13 protein-coding genes are annotated in these 16,522 nt (G+C 69.7%); 5 read left to right on the top strand and 8 right to left on the bottom strand.

What is annotated here, in order from left to right; all coding sequences use genetic code 11:
* Nucleotides 1-18 precede the first annotated feature (18 nt).
* The 4 genes from fliF to CIW48_RS02525 all read right to left on the bottom strand — a co-directional run bounded on the left by fliF (nt 19) and on the right by CIW48_RS02525 (nt 4,726).
* Nucleotides 19-1,650 (bottom strand): flagellar basal-body MS-ring/collar protein FliF, encoded by a 1,632-nt coding sequence (gene fliF, locus CIW48_RS02540; RefSeq protein ID WP_149308790.1) that lies wholly within the window; start codon nt 1,648-1,650, stop codon nt 19-21.
* 361 nt (nt 1,651-2,011) lie between these two features.
* Nucleotides 2,012-2,287, bottom strand: coding sequence for a DUF1153 domain-containing protein (locus CIW48_RS02535; RefSeq protein WP_007569077.1), 276 nt, complete (start codon nt 2,285-2,287; stop codon nt 2,012-2,014).
* A gap of 91 nt (nt 2,288-2,378) precedes the next feature.
* Nucleotides 2,379-3,065 (bottom strand): flagellar hook capping FlgD N-terminal domain-containing protein, encoded by a 687-nt coding sequence (locus CIW48_RS02530; RefSeq protein WP_149308788.1) that lies wholly within the window; start codon nt 3,063-3,065, stop codon nt 2,379-2,381.
* An 89-nt stretch (nt 3,066-3,154) separates the two neighbouring features.
* A complete protein-coding gene (locus CIW48_RS02525) occupies nt 3,155-4,726 on the bottom strand; it encodes a flagellar hook-length control protein FliK (RefSeq protein ID WP_149308785.1) in 1,572 nt (523 codons plus the stop codon).
* A 238-nt stretch (nt 4,727-4,964) separates the two neighbouring features.
* On the opposite strand from CIW48_RS02525, the gene mnmA reads away from it, so the two are divergent.
* From mnmA to CIW48_RS02505, 4 genes are all read left to right on the top strand, one after another.
* Nucleotides 4,965-6,119: a tRNA 2-thiouridine(34) synthase MnmA gene (mnmA, locus tag CIW48_RS02520; protein WP_149308783.1), complete on the top strand. Its 1,155-nt coding sequence runs from the start codon at nt 4,965-4,967 to the stop codon at nt 6,117-6,119.
* 25 nt (nt 6,120-6,144) lie between these two features.
* Entirely contained in the window at nt 6,145-6,798 is a 654-nt protein-coding gene (locus CIW48_RS02515) for a class I SAM-dependent methyltransferase (RefSeq protein WP_091774963.1), read from the top strand.
* A complete protein-coding gene (locus tag CIW48_RS02510; RefSeq protein WP_149308781.1) occupies nt 6,795-7,613 on the top strand; it encodes a TVP38/TMEM64 family protein in 819 nt (272 codons plus the stop codon). The genes CIW48_RS02515 and CIW48_RS02510 overlap by 4 nt, the downstream gene beginning before the upstream one ends.
* A 211-nt stretch (nt 7,614-7,824) precedes the next feature.
* Nucleotides 7,825-9,300 carry a HAMP domain-containing sensor histidine kinase gene (locus CIW48_RS02505; RefSeq protein WP_149308779.1) on the top strand — a complete coding sequence of 492 codons (1,476 nt, stop codon included), beginning with the start codon at nt 7,825-7,827 and terminating at the stop codon, nt 9,298-9,300.
* 77 nt (nt 9,301-9,377) lie between these two features.
* Here CIW48_RS02505 and bioB read toward each other — a convergent pair whose 3' ends face one another.
* The 3 genes from bioB to CIW48_RS02490 form a co-directional block, all read right to left on the bottom strand.
* Complete coding sequence (gene bioB / locus CIW48_RS02500; protein ID WP_091774957.1) at nt 9,378-10,391, bottom strand: biotin synthase BioB; 1,014 nt, start codon at nt 10,389-10,391, stop codon at nt 9,378-9,380.
* Between the two features lie 31 nt (nt 10,392-10,422).
* On the bottom strand, nt 10,423-11,538 hold the full coding sequence (locus CIW48_RS34455) for a methyl-accepting chemotaxis protein (RefSeq protein WP_149308777.1): 1,116 nt from the start codon (nt 11,536-11,538) through the stop codon (nt 10,423-10,425).
* A 214-nt stretch (nt 11,539-11,752) separates the two neighbouring features.
* On the bottom strand, nt 11,753-12,637 hold the full coding sequence (locus tag CIW48_RS02490; RefSeq protein ID WP_149308775.1) for a fumarylacetoacetate hydrolase family protein: 885 nt from the start codon (nt 12,635-12,637) through the stop codon (nt 11,753-11,755).
* A gap of 422 nt (nt 12,638-13,059) precedes the next feature.
* Between CIW48_RS02490 and CIW48_RS02485 the strand changes: the two genes are divergently transcribed.
* Nucleotides 13,060-14,373, top strand: a complete 1,314-nt coding sequence (locus CIW48_RS02485; protein ID WP_173009158.1) for an OmpP1/FadL family transporter — start codon at nt 13,060-13,062, stop codon at nt 14,371-14,373.
* A gap of 288 nt (nt 14,374-14,661) precedes the next feature.
* On the opposite strand, the gene phaC is transcribed toward CIW48_RS02485, so the two are convergent.
* Nucleotides 14,662-16,503, bottom strand: coding sequence for a class I poly(R)-hydroxyalkanoic acid synthase (gene phaC / locus CIW48_RS02480; RefSeq protein WP_149308773.1), 1,842 nt, complete (start codon nt 16,501-16,503; stop codon nt 14,662-14,664).
* Nucleotides 16,504-16,522: the final 19 nt, after the last annotated feature.

Raw genomic sequence — 16,522 nt, 5'->3', positions numbered from 1 at the left:
CCCTCGACGCCTTACGCTTCACTCTTCCTGGATCCAGGTGCGCAGCACCTCGACGGTCTCGGACGGGCTCGCCCGGACCATGTCGACCACGCGCTGGACCGTCTCGGCCTGGACCTGGCCGTTGATCTTGGCGAACTCCATCAGCCGCGCCGTCGGGCTGTCCCGGTCGATGACCGTCACGGTCCCGCCCGGGCCGGCGATCGCGGAGGCGTCGCCGGGGAGTGCCAGCCCTGACGGGGTCAGGGCCGGCTCGTCCGGCATCGGTGCGAGCACCTGGCGCAACAGGGGGCGGACCACCGTAAGGAGGACGATGAGGGTCAGCAGCGCCAGGACGCCGAGCTCGGCCATGCGCAGCACGTCCTCCTTGGTGGGGGCGAGCAGCGACTGGATCAGCGTAGGCTCGGTGAATTGCGGCACGCTCGGAGCCTCCGCGAAGCGCAGGTTCACCACTTCGATCTGGTCGCCGCGGGCCTTGTCGAAGCCGACCGCGCCGCGCACCAGGGCGGTGATCCGCTCGATCTCGGCGGGCGTGCGCGGGTTGTAGGTCTGCTTGCCGTCGGGCGCGGTGGCGTAGACTCCGTCGAGCACCACGGCGACCGACAAGCGCTTGATCCGGCCCCCCTCGGCGATCTCGGTCTTGGTGACCCGGGAGATCTCGTAGTTCGTGGTTTCCTCGTTCTTATTGGTCGCGTCCTTGGGCGTCGGCGTCTTGTCGCCGCCGTTGGCGCCGGGCAGCTCGTTGCCGACGCTCACCTGCCCCTCGGCATTGCCAGTGACCGCCGATTCCGTGCGGGTCTGGGCGGAGCGCACGACGCGGCTCTCGGGATCGAAGGTCTCGGAGCGGCTCTCGACTCGGCTGAGGTCGAGTTCCGCGCTGACCTGAACGCGGGCCCGGCCGGGGCCGACGATGCCGGCGACCACGTCCTCGATCTGGCCGCGCAGGCGCCTTTCCAGCGCGACCTGCCGGTCCTCGAACCCGCCGGCGACGTCGGTCGCGGCGTCCCGGGCACCGTCGGCCAGCAGCCGGCCGCGCTCGTCGACGATCGAGACCCGCTCGGGCTTCAAACCCTCGACCGCCGAGGCCGCGAGGTGGCGGATCGCCCGCACCTGCCCGGCGTCGAGGTCACCCATCAGCTTCAGCACGATGGCGGCGCTTGGGCTCTCCCGGTCGCGCTCGAACAGGCGGCGCTCCGGCAGGACGAGATGGACGCGGGCCGCCTGGACCCGGCCGATCGCCCGGATCGAGCGGGCCAACTCGCCCTCGAGCGCGCGCAGGTGATTCACGTTCTGCACGAAGTTGGTGGACGAGAATGCGTCGCCCTTGTCGAAGATCTCGTAGCCGACGCCGGCCTGGGTCGGCAGGCCCTTGCCGGCCAAGTCCATGCGCAGCTTCGCGAGATCCGGCCGGGGCGCCAGGATGGTCTGACCGGCGTCGCCGCGGGTCTCGTAGCGGATCCCGCGGCTGTCGAGTTCGCGAACCACCGAGGCGGAATCCTGCATCGACAGGTCGGAGAACAGCACGCCCATATCGGGGCGCGAGACCCGCAGGATGATGAAGGCGAAGAAGCCGATGAGGGTCAGCGTCACCGCTACCATGGCGGCGATCCGGGCCGGTCCGAACTTCGTGACGAGATCGAGGACCGGCTTCACGGGCGGATTCGCTGCACTCTAACGCTGGCGGACCCCAGCGGCCCGCTCGGCAGAAATTGCCCAGGTCGTGGTTAGCGAGGCGTTAATGCCACGCGTCCGGCGGGCAAGAAGGCGGGTGCCGGAACGCCACGAAGCCGCGTCCGGAGGTCCGGACGCGGCTTCGTGGGCTCTCGGATTCGCTCAGCCCGCTCCGGCGAAGGTCGTCGCTTCGGGAGGGGCCGTCGCGTCATTCCGGGACCGCGGAGCAGAGCCCGGAACCCAGAACCGCCGACGCGCCGGGTTTCTGTACCCTCGATGTTTGTGGGTTCCGGGATCGCCAGAAGCGCCCCGGAACGACGGTGTCCAACCAGGACGCCGGGATTCAATGCCGGTAATGCTGGATCCGGGTCGTCCGCAGGCCGGCGAGGCCGTGCTGGTCGATGGAGAACTGCCAGCTTAGGAATTCCTCGGTGGTCAGCGTGTAGCGCTTGCATGCCTCCTCAAGGCTGAGGAGGCCGCCGCGCACCGCGGCCACGACTTCGGCCTTGCGCCGGATCACCCAGCGACGGGTGCTCGGGGGCGGAAGATCCGCGATCGTCAGAGGGCTGCCGTCGGGCCCGATCACGTACTTCACTCTCGGGCGGCTCGGTTCGGTCATGATACGCTCTACACTCGACTGACCTGTCGAGCATTGAAGGTACTTGCGCCCGCTTAAGAGATGTTGAAGCGAGTCACTCAGATATGATTCGTTAAGTGCCACTTGTGGACAACCCGATGGTCTGCACGCTGGACAGCGGCACTTTCTGCGAGCCCATCACCAGCACAGGCGTCGTCCCGCTGAGATCGACCTCGTCCACGGTGCCGGTCAGGCTCGTATCGACCGCCACCGCCGCGCCGGTCGCATCCGTGGCCGAAACCTTGATCGAATAATTCCCGTTCGCCGCGCTCAGGCCCGCCGAGGTCTTGCCGTTCCACGTGTAAGTCTGGCTGCCGGCGGTGAGCGCGGTGGTCTGCGTGGCCACGACGTTGTTCTTGGAGTCCAGGATCGTAATCACCGCCTTCGAGGTGGCCCGGGCGGGGGAGAGCGTCCAAGAGGCCGAGCCGTTCGACAGCTGCGAGGCGCTGCCATCCGCCGTCACGGTCTTGCCGATGTAGCTCGTGGCCGAGGCCGAACTCGCCGATTGCGACGCGCTCAGGATGCTGTCGAGGCGATCGTTCGACTTGAGCTGCTGCTCGACACCGGCGAACTGCACCAACTGCTGCGTGAACTGGTTGGTGTCCATCGGGTCGAGGGGATTCTGGTTCTTGAGCTGCGTGGTCAGCAGCGTCAGGAACTGCGTGAAGTTGCTGGCGATCTCGGTCGCGTTGCCGCTGCTGCCCGACGACGAGCCCGTCTTGGACGTCGTGCTGGTGAGGCTGGATATGCCGCTCGTCATGCTGGTCTCTCCCATGCCGCGTCGTGGCGCAGGGCCCGGACGCGCGCTGTGTCTGTGCCGGTCCGCGAGGCGGTTGCCGCCCGCGCCGCCTAGATTCTCATGTCGACGCCGCCGTAGCCGCGCAGGAAGCGGATCGGGGCGACGTCCTGTGGGGCCTCGGCCTGATCACGGGGCCAGTCCGCTCCGCCGCCGCGGGGAGAGTCGCCCTGCTGGCCGCCGCTGCCGCCGTTCGGAGCACTGCCGTCGCCCCGCAGCGACAGGTTGAGGCCGCCGCCGGCGGGATCGAAGCCGGCTTGGGACAGTGCCTGCTGCAACTGGCCGGCATCGCGCTGGAGCAGGGCGAGCGTCTCCGGCCGGTCGACCACGAGGTGGGTCATGACCCGGCCATGCGCCTTGTCGATCTCCAGCTTGACGTCGATGCGCCCGAGTTCGGCCGGATCGAGCCGGATCTGGAACTCGTTGGATCCGCGCAGGGAGCGCAGGCCGATGGTCATCGGTACCTGACCGATGGGGATCGGCGTGTCGGTCTGGACTGGCGCGGCGGTCTGGGTCGGGGCAGCGGCGCCCTGCGCGGCATTCGTCGCGCCGGCGGCCGCGCTGGGCGGCACCGGCGGCGTCGGGGCGCCCTGCGCGGCCGGGGGCGTGCCCTCAAGCGGATTTGCGCCCCGGCCCGCGTCGGCCAGAGCGGCGAGGAAATCCTGGCCGTCCCGGTCCGATGACGCAGCCGCGGAGCCGCCGGCCGTGGGGCCGTCGACCGGGATGCTGCTCTTCTCGGCCTTGCCCAGCCCGCTTCCAGCACCTGCCGCCGTCGCGCCGGGGGGGATTCCGGCGATCCCCGGCACTTCACCGCCAGCGTGGCTGCCGCCCTGTGCACCCGTGCCGGGGAGGCCTGCGGCCGCGCCCGTTCCGGAGGGCGCCGCCCCACCGTCCTGCACGGTCGCCGCGCCGGTGCCGGCGTCCGCGTCGGTCTTGCCCGTTCCGGTCGCCGCACCGCCCTCGGTCAGCGCGGCGATGAGGGCCAGCAGAGAGGCGGAAGGGCCAGAACCAGGCGGCTGGGCAGCGGCGTCGGCCTTCTGCGGCAGCGCCGTCGTCTCCGTCGGCGCCGTGTCACGAGCCGCCGTGTCGCTTGTCTTGGAGGCCGGATCCTGTGCGGTCGCGGCCGCCTCGGAGCGCGGCTGTGCAGTGGACTCCGTCCGGCCTGTCTCCGCGCCGTGCGTCGCCGCCGGTGCCCGAGCTTCCGCACGCGCGTCAGCGGCGGAGCGCGGTGCATCGGCCTGCGTTGCACGCGTCGTCGGAGCCACCGCATCCGCCTGCCGGGCGAGGCCGGCCTTCCTGTCGGCGGCCCGGGCGTCGGTCTGCAGCGCCGAATCCCGCGCACGGTCGCTCGCCGCACGCGCGGCCTCGGCCTGATCGCGCTGATCGGCCTGACGGGTGCGGGCCGACGCGGCCATGTCGCGCTGGTCGGCCGCGCGGGCGCGCGTCTCCGCCGCGTCGTCGCGGGCCTGGGCGGCGCTCAAGGCGGCGCCGAAGCGCTCCTGCGAGGACGTATCGGCCCGGGCGGCCACGCCCGCCGCCTCCCAGCCCGACCGCGGGGCGGACGCAGGCCGCGCGGACGGAATCCAGGTGGTGACATCCAAACGATCCGCCGTACCGCTCGCCATACCGGACTCCTCTCGGCCGCTCCGCAGCAAACCGCGCGCCACCGGATCTTTCGGCTAAGGTGCTGAAAAGCCTCGGTCTCTTTCGCGGCGCTCGGCGCGGCCCTGATCGAACCTGCCGCCCGCCCGGCAGGATCTGCCGAGTGCCGAGGCCGGCTGGCCTGGAAAGCCGGACGAAGTCCCGCTATAGACGGCCCGTGCAGCCAGGGCGCCTCCGGGCCGGCGGCTGCGGATCCTCGCGATGAACGCCCTCGATCTTCCCAAAGCCCCCCACGAGACGCGCGTCGTCGTCGCCATGTCGGGCGGCGTCGATTCCTCCGTGGTCGCGGGCCTGCTGAAGCGGCAGGGCTTCGACGTGGTCGGCGTGACGCTCCAGCTCTACGACCACGGCGCGGCGAGCCACCGCAAGGGCGCCTGCTGCGCCGGCCAGGACATCCACGACGCACGGGCGGCGGCGGAGCATCTCGGCATCCCGCACTACGTCCTCGACTACGAGGACCGCTTCCGAGACGCGGTCATCGAGAAGTTCGCCGAGAGCTATTTGGCTGGCGAGACGCCGATCCCCTGCGTCGAATGCAATCGCACCGTGAAGTTTCGCGACCTCCTGGGTCTTGCCCGGGACCTGAATGCCGACGCCCTGGCCACCGGCCATTACGTGGCGAGCCGGGCACTGCCGGGCGGCGGCCGGGCGCTCCACCGCGCCCTCGATCCCGCCCGGGACCAGAGCTACTTCCTCTACGCCACCACGGCCGAGCAGCTGGATTTCCTGCGCTTCCCCCTCGGCGAGATGGAGAAATCCGAGACCCGTGCGCTGGCGAAGGATCTCGGCCTGTCGCTCGCCGAGAAGCCGGACAGTCAGGACATCTGCTTCGTGCCGCAGGGCCGCTACAGCGACGTGATCGCCCGCCTGCGCCCCGACGCGGCGCGGCCCGGCGAGATCGTCGATCTCGCCGGCCACGTGCTGGGCCGGCACGACGGCATCGTCCACTATACGGTAGGGCAGCGGAAGGGCCTCGGCCTGTCCGGGCCGGAACCGCTCTACGTGGTGCGTCTGGAGCCGGATACGGCGCGGGTGGTGGTCGGACCGCGCATTGCGCTGGCCACGACCCGGATCCGCCTCTCGGATCTGAACTGGCTCGGCGAGGGCCCGGCCGAAACCGTGCGCGACCTGTCGGTGGCGGTGCGCGTGCGCTCGACCCGGCCACCGCGCCCGGCCATGCTCACGGTCGGGCCGGACGGCGCGGCCGAGATCGTGCTCGCCGAGCCCGAGGACGGTGTGTCGCCGGGGCAGGCCTGCGCGATCTATGCGGATGACGGCCCGCGGGCCCGGGTTCTGGGCGGCGGCACCATCCGGCGTGTCGACGCGTTGTCGGCCCGGCCTCGCGAGGCCGCCTGATCTCAATCTCTGGAATCTTTGAACGATGCTGAGCGAGCCGCAGATGGCCGGGCCGAGCACGGCCCTGATGCGCAAGGCCTATGCCCGCTGGGCCCCCGTCTACGACGTGGTCTACGACAAGCTCACCGAGCCCGCGGCCCGCGCGGCGGTGGAGGCGGCGGCCGAGCACGGGCCGCGGATCCTGGAGGCCGGCGTCGGCACCGGGCTGGCGCTGGGCTACTACCCGAAGGCGAGCTTCGTCTGCGGGGTCGACCTCTCCGAGGACATGCTCAAGCGCGCCCGCGCCAAGGTCCGGCGCCGGAACCTGTCCCACGTGAAGGGCCTCCAGGTGATGGATGTCTGCCACCTGGGCTACGCCGATGCGAGCTTCGACGCCGTGGTGGCGCAGTTCCTGATCACCCTGGTGCCCGATCCCGAGGCCGCAATGTCGGAGTTCCTGCGGGTGGTGCGCCCGGGCGGCGGCATCGTGCTCGCCAACCATTTCGGCCAGAGCGAGGGTCCGGTCGCCCGGGTCGAGGAGATTGTGGCGCCGCTCTGCACGAAGATCGGCTGGTCGTCCGACTTCAAGGCGACCCGGATCGAGGCCTGGGCCCGGCGCAACGGCGTCGAGGTCCTGGGATTGAAGCCGACCTTCCCGGGCGGGTTCTTCAAGATTCTGCGGATGCGCAAGCCCGGGTGAGCGAGACCGGCAACGCGCCCGCCGCCGAAGGGCGCGGCAAGGGGCCTGGCGAAGATCGGGGCGAAGGACGCTGGAAACGGCTGCGGCGCTGGCTGCCGCTGGTCCTTCTCCTGACGGTGTCGGTGATCGTCCTGCTCTCAGGGGCCGCCCAGCTCCTGAGCCTCGACCGGCTCCTCGCCTCGCGGATCTGGCTGCGCGGCTTCGTCGACGCCGGCTATCTCCGCGCCCTGGTCGCAGCCTACTGCCTCTATGTCGGGGCCGTGGTCGTTTCGGTACCGGCCACGCTGATCCTGACGATGGTCTGCGGCTTCCTGTTCGGCATCGTTCCGGGGGCGCTCACCGCGGTCTGCGCCGCCACAACGGGCGCCGCCATCGTGTTCGCCATCGGTCGGGGGCCGGGCGCCGACCTGCTGCGGCGCATGGGCGGCACGCGCCTCGCCGGGCTGGCCGAGGGCTTCCGGCGCAATGCCTTCGGCTATATCGCGGTCCTGCGCCTCCTTCCGCTGTTCCCCTTCTGGGTGACCAATCTCGCGCCCGCCGCCTTCGGGGTGAAGATGCGGATCTTCGTGCTCGCGACCTTCCTGGGGCTGCTGCCGGGCGCCATCGTGTACGCCACCACGGGCGCGGGTATCGAGGATGTCGTCGCCGTCCATGAGGCCGCCAGAGCCACCTGCCTGGCGGCGGGGACCGACAACTGCGACAATGCCCTGACCCTGCGGGCGCTCGTCACGCCCAAGATGGTGGCGGGGCTCGCGATGCTGGCCGTTTTCGCCTTGTTCAGCATGCTGCTGAGCCGGCGCGCCAGACGCGGCTGAGAAAGGCGGCCGAGCTGCGCAAACCTCCCCCGGCTGTGTTTTTCCGTGTCTTAAGGGCACATGCAACCGCCTGCGGGTTGATATCGTATAGTGCTCACCGACGAGAGCCTGTATTCCCGCCTGCGAATCTGTGGCTTGCGAACATGTATCCCGCGAAGGCCGGACCCGGCTCGAGCTTTCTTAATCCTCCCTCCGCTGATCCTCATCTGCGATGCCCGCGCGGAGCGTGAACGGCGTGTCCGTCGAGTCCGATCAGGCCGCGGCACCGGTTTCGCCGGCCTCCGCTGAAACTCGCGATCTGCCCGAGCGGCGCACGGCACGTCTCGGCCTGTCGGGGCGGCTGTTCCTCGTCACCGTGGCGTTCGTGGTGGTGGCGGAGGTTCTCACCTACGTGCCGGCGGTGGCCAATTACCGGATCGAGTGGATGTCGGACCGGCTGGCGGCGGCGCAGGTCGCCGCCCTGGTTCTGGACGGCCGGACCGGCGAGCCGGTCTCAGAGGCACTGGAGGGCCGGCTCCTGGCCGGCGTGAATGCCCGGGCCATCGCCGTCCGCGGTGGGGGCGCCCAGCGCCTGCTCGCCATTGAGCCGATGCCCGAGCAGGTCGCCGACACCGTCGATCTGCGCGATGTCACCGCACTGTCGGCGATCCGGGGGGCGTGGCGCACCCTCGTCGCCCCGGTTCAGGAGCCGATCCGCGTGGTCGGAGAGGGGGGCGGCGGTTTCGACCGGGTCGAGATCCTGCTCGACGAGGCGCCGCTGCGCACCGCAATGATCGATTACGCGCTGCGCCTGCTGGTCTCCTCGCTGATCATCGCGGCCGCGGCGGCGGCGCTCGTCTTCGTCGTCCTGCAGGTGCTGATCGTGCGGCCGGTGCGGCGGCTCGCCACCAGCATCACGGCCTTCGCGGACGATCCCGAGGATGCCGGGCGGATCATTGCGCCGTCCCGCCGCAGCGACGAGATCGGCCAGGCCGAGCGGGCGCTGGGACGGATGCAGCGCAGCCTCGCCGATCAGCTCCGCCAGAAGCGGCGGCTCGCCGAACTGGGGCTCGCAGTCAGCAAGATCAGTCACGAGCTGCGCAACCTTCTCACCGGCGCCCAGCTCCTGGGCGACCGCCTGGAGGGCACCGAGGATCCGACGGTGCAGCGCGTGGCCCCGCGCCTCGTCGGCACGCTCGCCCGGGCAATCCGCTTCTGTGAGGCGACGCTCGCCTACGGGCGCGTCTCCGAGCGGACGCCGCTCCTGGCCAGCACGCCGCTGGCGCCCCTCTTCGCGGAGCTTCCGGATCTCGCAGCGCTGGCGGCGCACCCGGTCTCCGTGGAGGTCGCGGCGGCCGATCTCTCCGTGCAGGCGGATCCGGAGCAACTCGGGCGGGCGCTGGCCAATCTCGTGCGCAACGCCGTGCAGGCGCTGGACGGGGCCGCCGTGCCGGAGGCCGCGGTGCGCGTCGTGGCCTCCCGCGCGGCGCCGGGCCGGATCACGATCTTGGTCGCCGATAATGGCCCCGGCCTGCCCGCGCGCGCCCGGGAGAACCTGTTCGCGCCGTTTCAGGGGTCCATGCGCTCCGGCGGCACGGGTCTCGGCCTGCCGATCGCCGCCGAGCTGATCGGGATCAACGGTGGCACGCTCACCCTCGACGCAAGCGAGGCTGGGGCGCAGTTCCGGATCGTACTGCCGGAGGGTTGACGCGGTCCCGCCCTGCCGACCCCCTCACGCCGTCGTCGCTCCCTCGCGAGGAGGCGAACGGAAACGCGCCCGCGGGGTTACTCGGCCGCGGCCCGGACCGGCTCGCCGACCCGGATGCCGAGATCGGCCAGCAGGGCCGCGTCGTCATCCTGCCCGTTATTGGCGGTCGTGAGCAGCCGCTCGCCGTAGAAGATCGAGTTGGCGCCCGCGAGGAAGCACAACACCTGCGCCTCACGGGTGAGGCTCTTGCGGCCGGCGCTCAGACGGACCCGGGACCGGGGCATCACGATCCGCGCCGTGGCGCACATCCGCACGAGGTCGAACGGATCGACCGCCGGCTGGTCTTCCAGCGGGGTGCCGGGCACCGCCACCAGGGCGTTGATCGGCACGCTCTCGGGGTGGGGCGCGTGGTTGGAAAGCACCTGGAGCATCGCGGCACGATCGGTGACGCCCTCGCCCATGCCGACGATGCCGCCGCAGCACACGCCGATCCCGGCTTCCCGGACATGCGCGAGGGTCTGCAGACGCTCGTCGTAGGTGCGGGTGGAGATGATGTCCTCGTAGTAATCCGGACCGGTATCGAGGTTGTGGTTGTAAGAGGTCAGGCCGGCCTCGGCCAGCCGCCCGGCCTGGGAGGGCGTGAGCATGCCGAGCGTCACGCAGGCCTCCATGCCGAGGCCGCGCACGCCGCGCACCATGGCGAGCACCGCGTCGAATTCCGGGCCGTCCTTCGGCTGGCGCCACGCGGCGCCCATGCAGAAGCGCTGGGCGCCTGCGGCCTTGGCGGCGGCGGCCTCGGCCAGCACGGTCTCCACCGGCATCAGCCGCTCGCGCGCGACGCCCGCACCCTTGTGATGGGCCGATTGCGGGCAGTAGGCGCAATCCTCCGGGCAGCCGCCGGTCTTGATCGACAGGAGCGAGGCCCGCTGGATGTCGGCAGGATCGTTGTGCCGGCGGTGAACCTGCGCGGCCCGGAACACGAGGTCCATCAGCGGCAGGTCGTGGATCGCGCGGATCTCCGCCACGCTCCAGTCGTGGCGGATGTCGCCGAGGTCGGTCTGCTGGGAACCGGGAAGGGAAGTCGCGCTCATCCGGTGTTTGAGCCGGATCGGCGACCAGAAATCAAGCGGGCCGGGTGCCCGAAATCCCTGCGGACGGGTCAGTCTGGACGATCATGCCGTACCAACCGAGGCCGCGATACGTCTCGTAGCCCGGAGTTCGGTGGAACGCCGTGACCGTCCCGGTCCGCGGATCCTGCACGATCCCGCGCGTGCGACCGTCCAGTCGGCAGGACACCCGCTCGGTCAGGAGCCCGGTCTGATCGGAGGCCGCCAGGACCCGGCCGCCGGCATCCACCAAGAGCGCGCGGGTGCGCCCCCGATCCTCCGGCGCGACACGGATCCCGGAGACGATCGTGTGGGCCTGGGGCGCCCAGTCGAAATGGATCGCCAGGACTCCGAGCGGGGCGCCATCCGCCCGGCCGTCCGCCCGCACGCTCGCCGCGTAGGTGGCGACATGCGCGCCGCCCAGCCCATCCTCCTGACGCACGTCGGCACAGACGAAGGCGTCCCCGCTCTGCAGGGCAACCGCGTCCCGGAACCAGGCTTCGCCCGCGACGCTTCGGCCCTGCAACCCGGGATAGCGATTCGCGCGGCCCGTCGCGAGGATGCGGCCATCCAGGCCGCAAATCCAGAGATCGAGATAAACCGTATAGGCCGAGAGGATGACGCCGAGGCGCTCGCTCGCGAAGGCCGCGGCGGCCGGGCTGGGATCGGCCGCGCAGGCGACGACGGCGGCATCGGTCGCCCACCAGCGCACGTCGCAGGTCCGCTCGTAAAGGTTGCGGTCGATCAGCTCGACCGCATTCAGCGCGAGGTCGACCAGCCGCTCGCCCTGCACCCGGCCGGCCATCGCTTCCACCGTGCGCTGCAGCTCGACGATGCGGCCGGCCAGGTGCAGTTCCAGCTCGCCGGCGATGACATCCACGGATTCGCCGAGCGCGCGCACCTCCTGGGCGACGACCGCGAATCCGCGCCCCTGCTCGCCGGCGCGTGCAGCTTCGATCAGCGCGTTGAGCGCGAGGATCTTGGTCTGCGCCGTGATCCGCCGGATCCGGCCGGTCTTCTCCTGCGCCGCCTGCTTGACGGCATCGGCCAGGATCTCGATCGACCTGAGTGTCGGCGGCTCGGAGTCCGATCCGGGGCCTCGGTTATCAGGAAAATCAGATGTCGTACTCATGCCCGACCCGACCAGCGATGCGGGTATTTTACAGATAGAGTATAACGCGGGCTTAACTGGCAAAAATAATAATATAACTTACAATACTGGAAGCTTGCTGGAATTCAATCGAGAGTATGTAGCATGCCTGCCGGACGGCAGAATCCGACGATCATTGATATCAGTGAGGTTTCATGGGCCGCCGCCGCCCGGATCCGGGCGGCGGCGTGGCATGTCAGTCCGTCGGCTCGCCGGACGAGACCTTGGCGGTCCAGTCATCGAAGGCGATCACCTTCTGGCGCTGCTCGCCGAGCCGGTCGATCCGCAGGACCATCTCGTCGCCGGGCTTCAAGTAGCGTGGCGGCTTCATGCCGAGGCCGACACCCGGCGGGGTGCCGGTGGTGATCACGTCGCCGGGCTCCAGCAGCATGAAGTGCGACGTATAGGCGACGAGTTGGGGCACGTCGAAGATCATCGTCGCGGTGGAGCCGGTCTGGCGGCGCTCCCCGTTCACGTCGAGGCTCATGGCGAGGTTCTTCAGGTCGGGAATCTCGTCCAGCGTCACCAGCCAGGGACCGAGGGGGCCGAATGTCGGCGCGCTCTTGCCCTTGGTCCAGGTCGGACCCCGGTTCATCTGCCATTCGCGCTCGGAGACGTCGTTGCAGATGCAGGCGCCCGCCACGTAGTTCAGCGCCTCGTTGGCGTGGACGTAGCTGGCCCGCCGCCCGATCACCACGGCGAGTTCCACCTCCCAGTCGGTGCTGTGCGAGCTCTTGGGGATGATCACCGTGTCGTTTGGCCCGCACAGGCTCGACGGGGCCTTGTTGAAGATGATCGGCTCCGCGGGGATCGGCGAGCCGGTCTCGGCGGCGTGGTCGGCGAAGTTCAGGCCGATGGCCACGACGTTGCGCGTGCCGCCCACGCAGGGGCCGAGCCGCACGTCCGGCGGCAGCTTCGGCAGGGTCTCGGGATCGAGGGCCCGCAGTCGCGCCAGCGACTCGGGCGCGAGCGCTGGCCCGGCGATGTCGCGCACGATGCCCGAAAGGTCGCGCAGCCCGCCGTTCGCATCCACGAGGCCGGGCTTCTCGTCGCCGCTCGGGCCGTGCCGGAAGAGCTTCATGGCCGCACTCCTCATCCTTCCCTGAACCGGTCTGCGCCGGACGGCGGGACCATGGCCGGGCCTCGACCTAGGTGCAAGGCCGGCGGCGGCGGTGCTGCGTCGGTGCGGCGCCCCGGCGTGTGTCGCAGCCGGGCAACAGGGCGGCGGAAAAGTGCATGGTCCGCAGTCTCAGGATTTATTGTTCCTGTCGCTGCATGTTCGGATCAGTTCGGCGCAAGACTGAGTAAGACAGGTATCTCTTGGATTTCGGGTGTCACGAAGCCACGCATTCCGATTGCTCCATTGATCATCTTCTCGGTCTGCAAACTGAACAGGATCATTGCGGTCCTGCCCTCGAAACCGGCACCATGCGGGGAAGGTCGCCGCATAACGGGTCTCGAACAATCGACGGCGCCCATCAGAACGAAGATGTGGGGGACGAGATGGGTGGGACAGTGCGCGCCGCGTTGCTGGCGGCGACTGCGGTGATCCTCGGCGCCGGGCAGGCGCAGGCGGGGGCGTTCGGGATCCGGGAGCAGAGCACGCAGGCCCAGGGGCTGTCCTACGCGGGCGCCGCATCGGGATCGGGCGGCGTCTCGTCGATCTTCTGGAATCCCGCGACCATCACGATGAATCCGGGCTTCGTCGCGGAGCAGAACTTCACCTATATCGGCCTCTCCTCCGAGATCCGCCCCGCGCCGGGCACCAATCCGGGCTTCGCGCGGCTGGGCGGCTCGGGCGAACTCGGCCAGGGCGCGATCGTGCCGGCAGGCGCGACCTCGTACCAGCTGAACGACCGCCTGTGGCTCGGACTCTCGACGGGCGCCCCTTTCGGCCTCATCACCAAGCCGAACCAGTTCTGGTCCGGCGAGGTCTATGGACGCTCGTCGCGGATCTTCTCGCTGGCGATCAACCCGGTTATCGGGTTCAAGGTCAACGAGTGGCTCTCGATCGCGGCCGGCCCGAACATCGAGTATTTCCGCCTGACCCTGCGCCAAGCGCTGCCGATCCCCGGCATCCTGCCGACCTCCTACCCGAGTTCCTTCCTCAAGGGTGAATCCTGGGGCGTGGGCTTCACCGCGGGCGCCACGCTGACGCCGCGCGACGGGACCGTGCTGGGCATCGGCTACCGCTCCTCGGTCCACCACGACATCGACGGTTCGATCGGCGTGCCGCTGGTCGCCCTGGCACCCCTCGCCGGTCAGGTCCGCGCGCGGCTGAACACGCCCGACAAGCTGAGCGTCGGTCTTACGCAGGCAATCTCGCCTGTGGCCCGGGTGAACCTCGGATTCGAGTGGGACAATTGGTCGAGGCTCGGCAATATCGGCATCGTGTCCAAGACCCTCGGCCTGCCGGTGAACAACCTGCCGCTCAACTACAAGGACGGGTTCACCTACGCGATCGGTGCCGAGTACGATGCATCGCCGAACCTGACGCTGCGGACCGGCTTCGCCTACGAGACCTCGCCGATCGACTTCCGCAACCGGTCGGTGCGGCTTCCGGACGGGGACCGCTACATCGCCTCGCTCGGCGCCAGCTACCGCTGGAGCCAGCAACTGACGCTGAACCTCGCCTACTCGCACTTCTTCCTCGACCGGTCGCGGATCCTGGCGGGCATCGGCCGCGACTACAACGTCAGCAACATCGCCTTTGCGGGCGTCGTGGATTCCAGCGCCGACATCGTCTCGGTGGGCTTCCGCTACGTGTTCGGCGCCCCGCCGGCCCCGGCTCCGGCGCCGCTCGTGCGGAAGTACTGAGGGCCTGTCCAAGCCCGAAGTCCCGTCGCGCACCATTCGGGCGCGACGGGAAAAGTCCAATCCCTGTGCCCCTCCCGTGGCGTCCGCGGCGCTGGGCTTCGCAATAGACTTTCCGGCGTCTTACTGCCTTCCGGTGGCCTCCTTCGAGGCTGCTGCACAGCACCTCAGGACGCGGCCCCAATTGGGTTGTTCCGCGTCGGACGGGACCGAGGCCGTACCGAGGAGCCGCCGGACCTGCGCCGGCTCGTTCGGTCGGCACCGCCGACCCCCACCGGAAAGGCGCGACGCTCAGGCGCGCATCCGCACATAGGTCCCGGGCGCTGGACCCAGGGATTGCAGCGCATCGCCGCCCGGCTGACGGGCGGGCACCCGCTCCGGGGCCTGCGCCTCGATCCACTGGAACCAGTAGGGCCACCACGAGCCCTTGGTCTCGACCGCGGCCCTGATCCACTCCTCGAGGGTTCCCTTCACGGGGCCGCCGGTCCAGTAGCCGTATTTCGGCTTGGACGGCGGATTGATCACGCCGGCGATGTGGCCCGAGCCCGCGAGCACGAAGTCGACCTTACCGCCGAACACTTTCGAGCCCTCGAAGACCGAGAGGGCGGGCGCGATGTGGTCCTCGCGTGTGGCGAGGTTGAAGATCGGGACCTGCACTTTCTTGAGGTCCAGGCGAACGTTGCCGAGTACCATCCGCCCCTGCGCCAGCGTGTTGTCGAGGTAGCAGTTGCGCAAGTAGAAGGAATGATTGGCCGCCGGCATGCGGGTGGCGTCGGAATTCCAGTACAGCAGATCGAAGGCCGAAGGCGCCTTGCCCTTGATGTAGTTGTTCACGACGTAGGGCCAGATCAGATCGTTCGGCCGGAGCATGTTGAAGGCGTTCGCCATCCGGGCGCCCTCCAGGTAGCCATGCTCGGCCATGCGTGCCTCGACCTGTCGGATTTGCTCCTCGTCGGCGAAGACCTTCAGGTCGCCCGCATGGGTGAAGTCGACCTGCGTGGTCAGCAGCGTCGCGCTCTTGATGCGCCGGTTGCCGGTGGCGGCCTGCATGGCGAGCGTCACGGCCAGCAGCGTGCCGCCGACGCAGTATCCGGCCGCCGTCACCTGGTTCTCGCCGGTGGCGACCCCGATCGCGTCGATGGCCGCCTCGATCCCCTCACGCATGTAGGACTCGAAGTCCTTGTCGGCGTGCCGCGAATCCGGGTTCACCCACGAGATGCAAAAGACCGTCAGGCCCTGGTCGACCATCCATTTCAGGAAGCTCTTCTGCGGATTGAGGTCGAGGATGTAGAACTTGTTGATCCAGGGCGGCACCATCAGAAACGGGCGCCGCAGCACGGTCTCGGTGGTGGGCGCGTACTGGATCAGCTCGATCAGGTCGTTGCGGAACACCACCTCGCCGGGGGTGACCGCCATGTTGCGACCGACCTCGAACCCGCTCGGGTCGGTCTGGCGTACGCGCAGCTGCCCGCCGCCGGCCGCCAGATCCTCCTCGTACATCTTCAATCCGCGGACGAGGTTGGCGCCGTTCTCCTGCAGGGTGTGGCGGATCAGCTCCGGGTTGGTCGGCAGGAAGTTCGACGGCGAGAGCATGCTGCTGAGCTGGCGCAGGTAGAACTGCGCTTTGTGGCGCGTATGTGCGTCGAGCCCCTCGGCCTCGTCCACGAGGCTCTCGGCCCAGCGGGTGGCGAGCAGGTAGGCCTGCTTGATGAAGTCGAAATACGGGTTGCTCGACCACTCGGCATGGGCGAAGCGCGCGTCCCGGGGCTCGGGCAGCGCCACCGGTTCAGCGGGCTGGCCCTGCAGGCGCAGGTAGGTTGAGCCCCAGAGCGACAGGAAAGCCTGCGACAGGCGGGCCTGGGCCTCGGCGCTGCGGTTCGGATCGGCGAGCCAGGTTTCGGCCACCTGACCGAGCACCTTGGCCGCCTCGTTCATCTCGCCGCCGGGCGTGCCCGCCTGCCCCTCTGGCCCGAGGAGGCGGGCGACGTTACGCCCCATCGCCTCGACGAACTGTCCGGCATTGCGGGAAATGGCCTCGAAATCCGGCATCGGGGCGACCGTGCCGTCCGGCATCGGGCCGTTCGAGACCGACTTCGGAGGGGCGGTCCGATCCGGCGCCTGCGGGCTCGTCAAGCGTGCCTCCCTGTGCTTC

It is taken from the genome of Methylobacterium sp. P1-11, from assembly GCF_008329595.1.
In the GTDB taxonomy this organism is placed as follows: domain Bacteria; phylum Pseudomonadota; class Alphaproteobacteria; order Rhizobiales; family Beijerinckiaceae; genus Methylobacterium.
The sequence above is the reverse complement of the archived record's forward strand: the minus strand, read 5'-3'. Positions and strand labels throughout refer to the sequence as shown.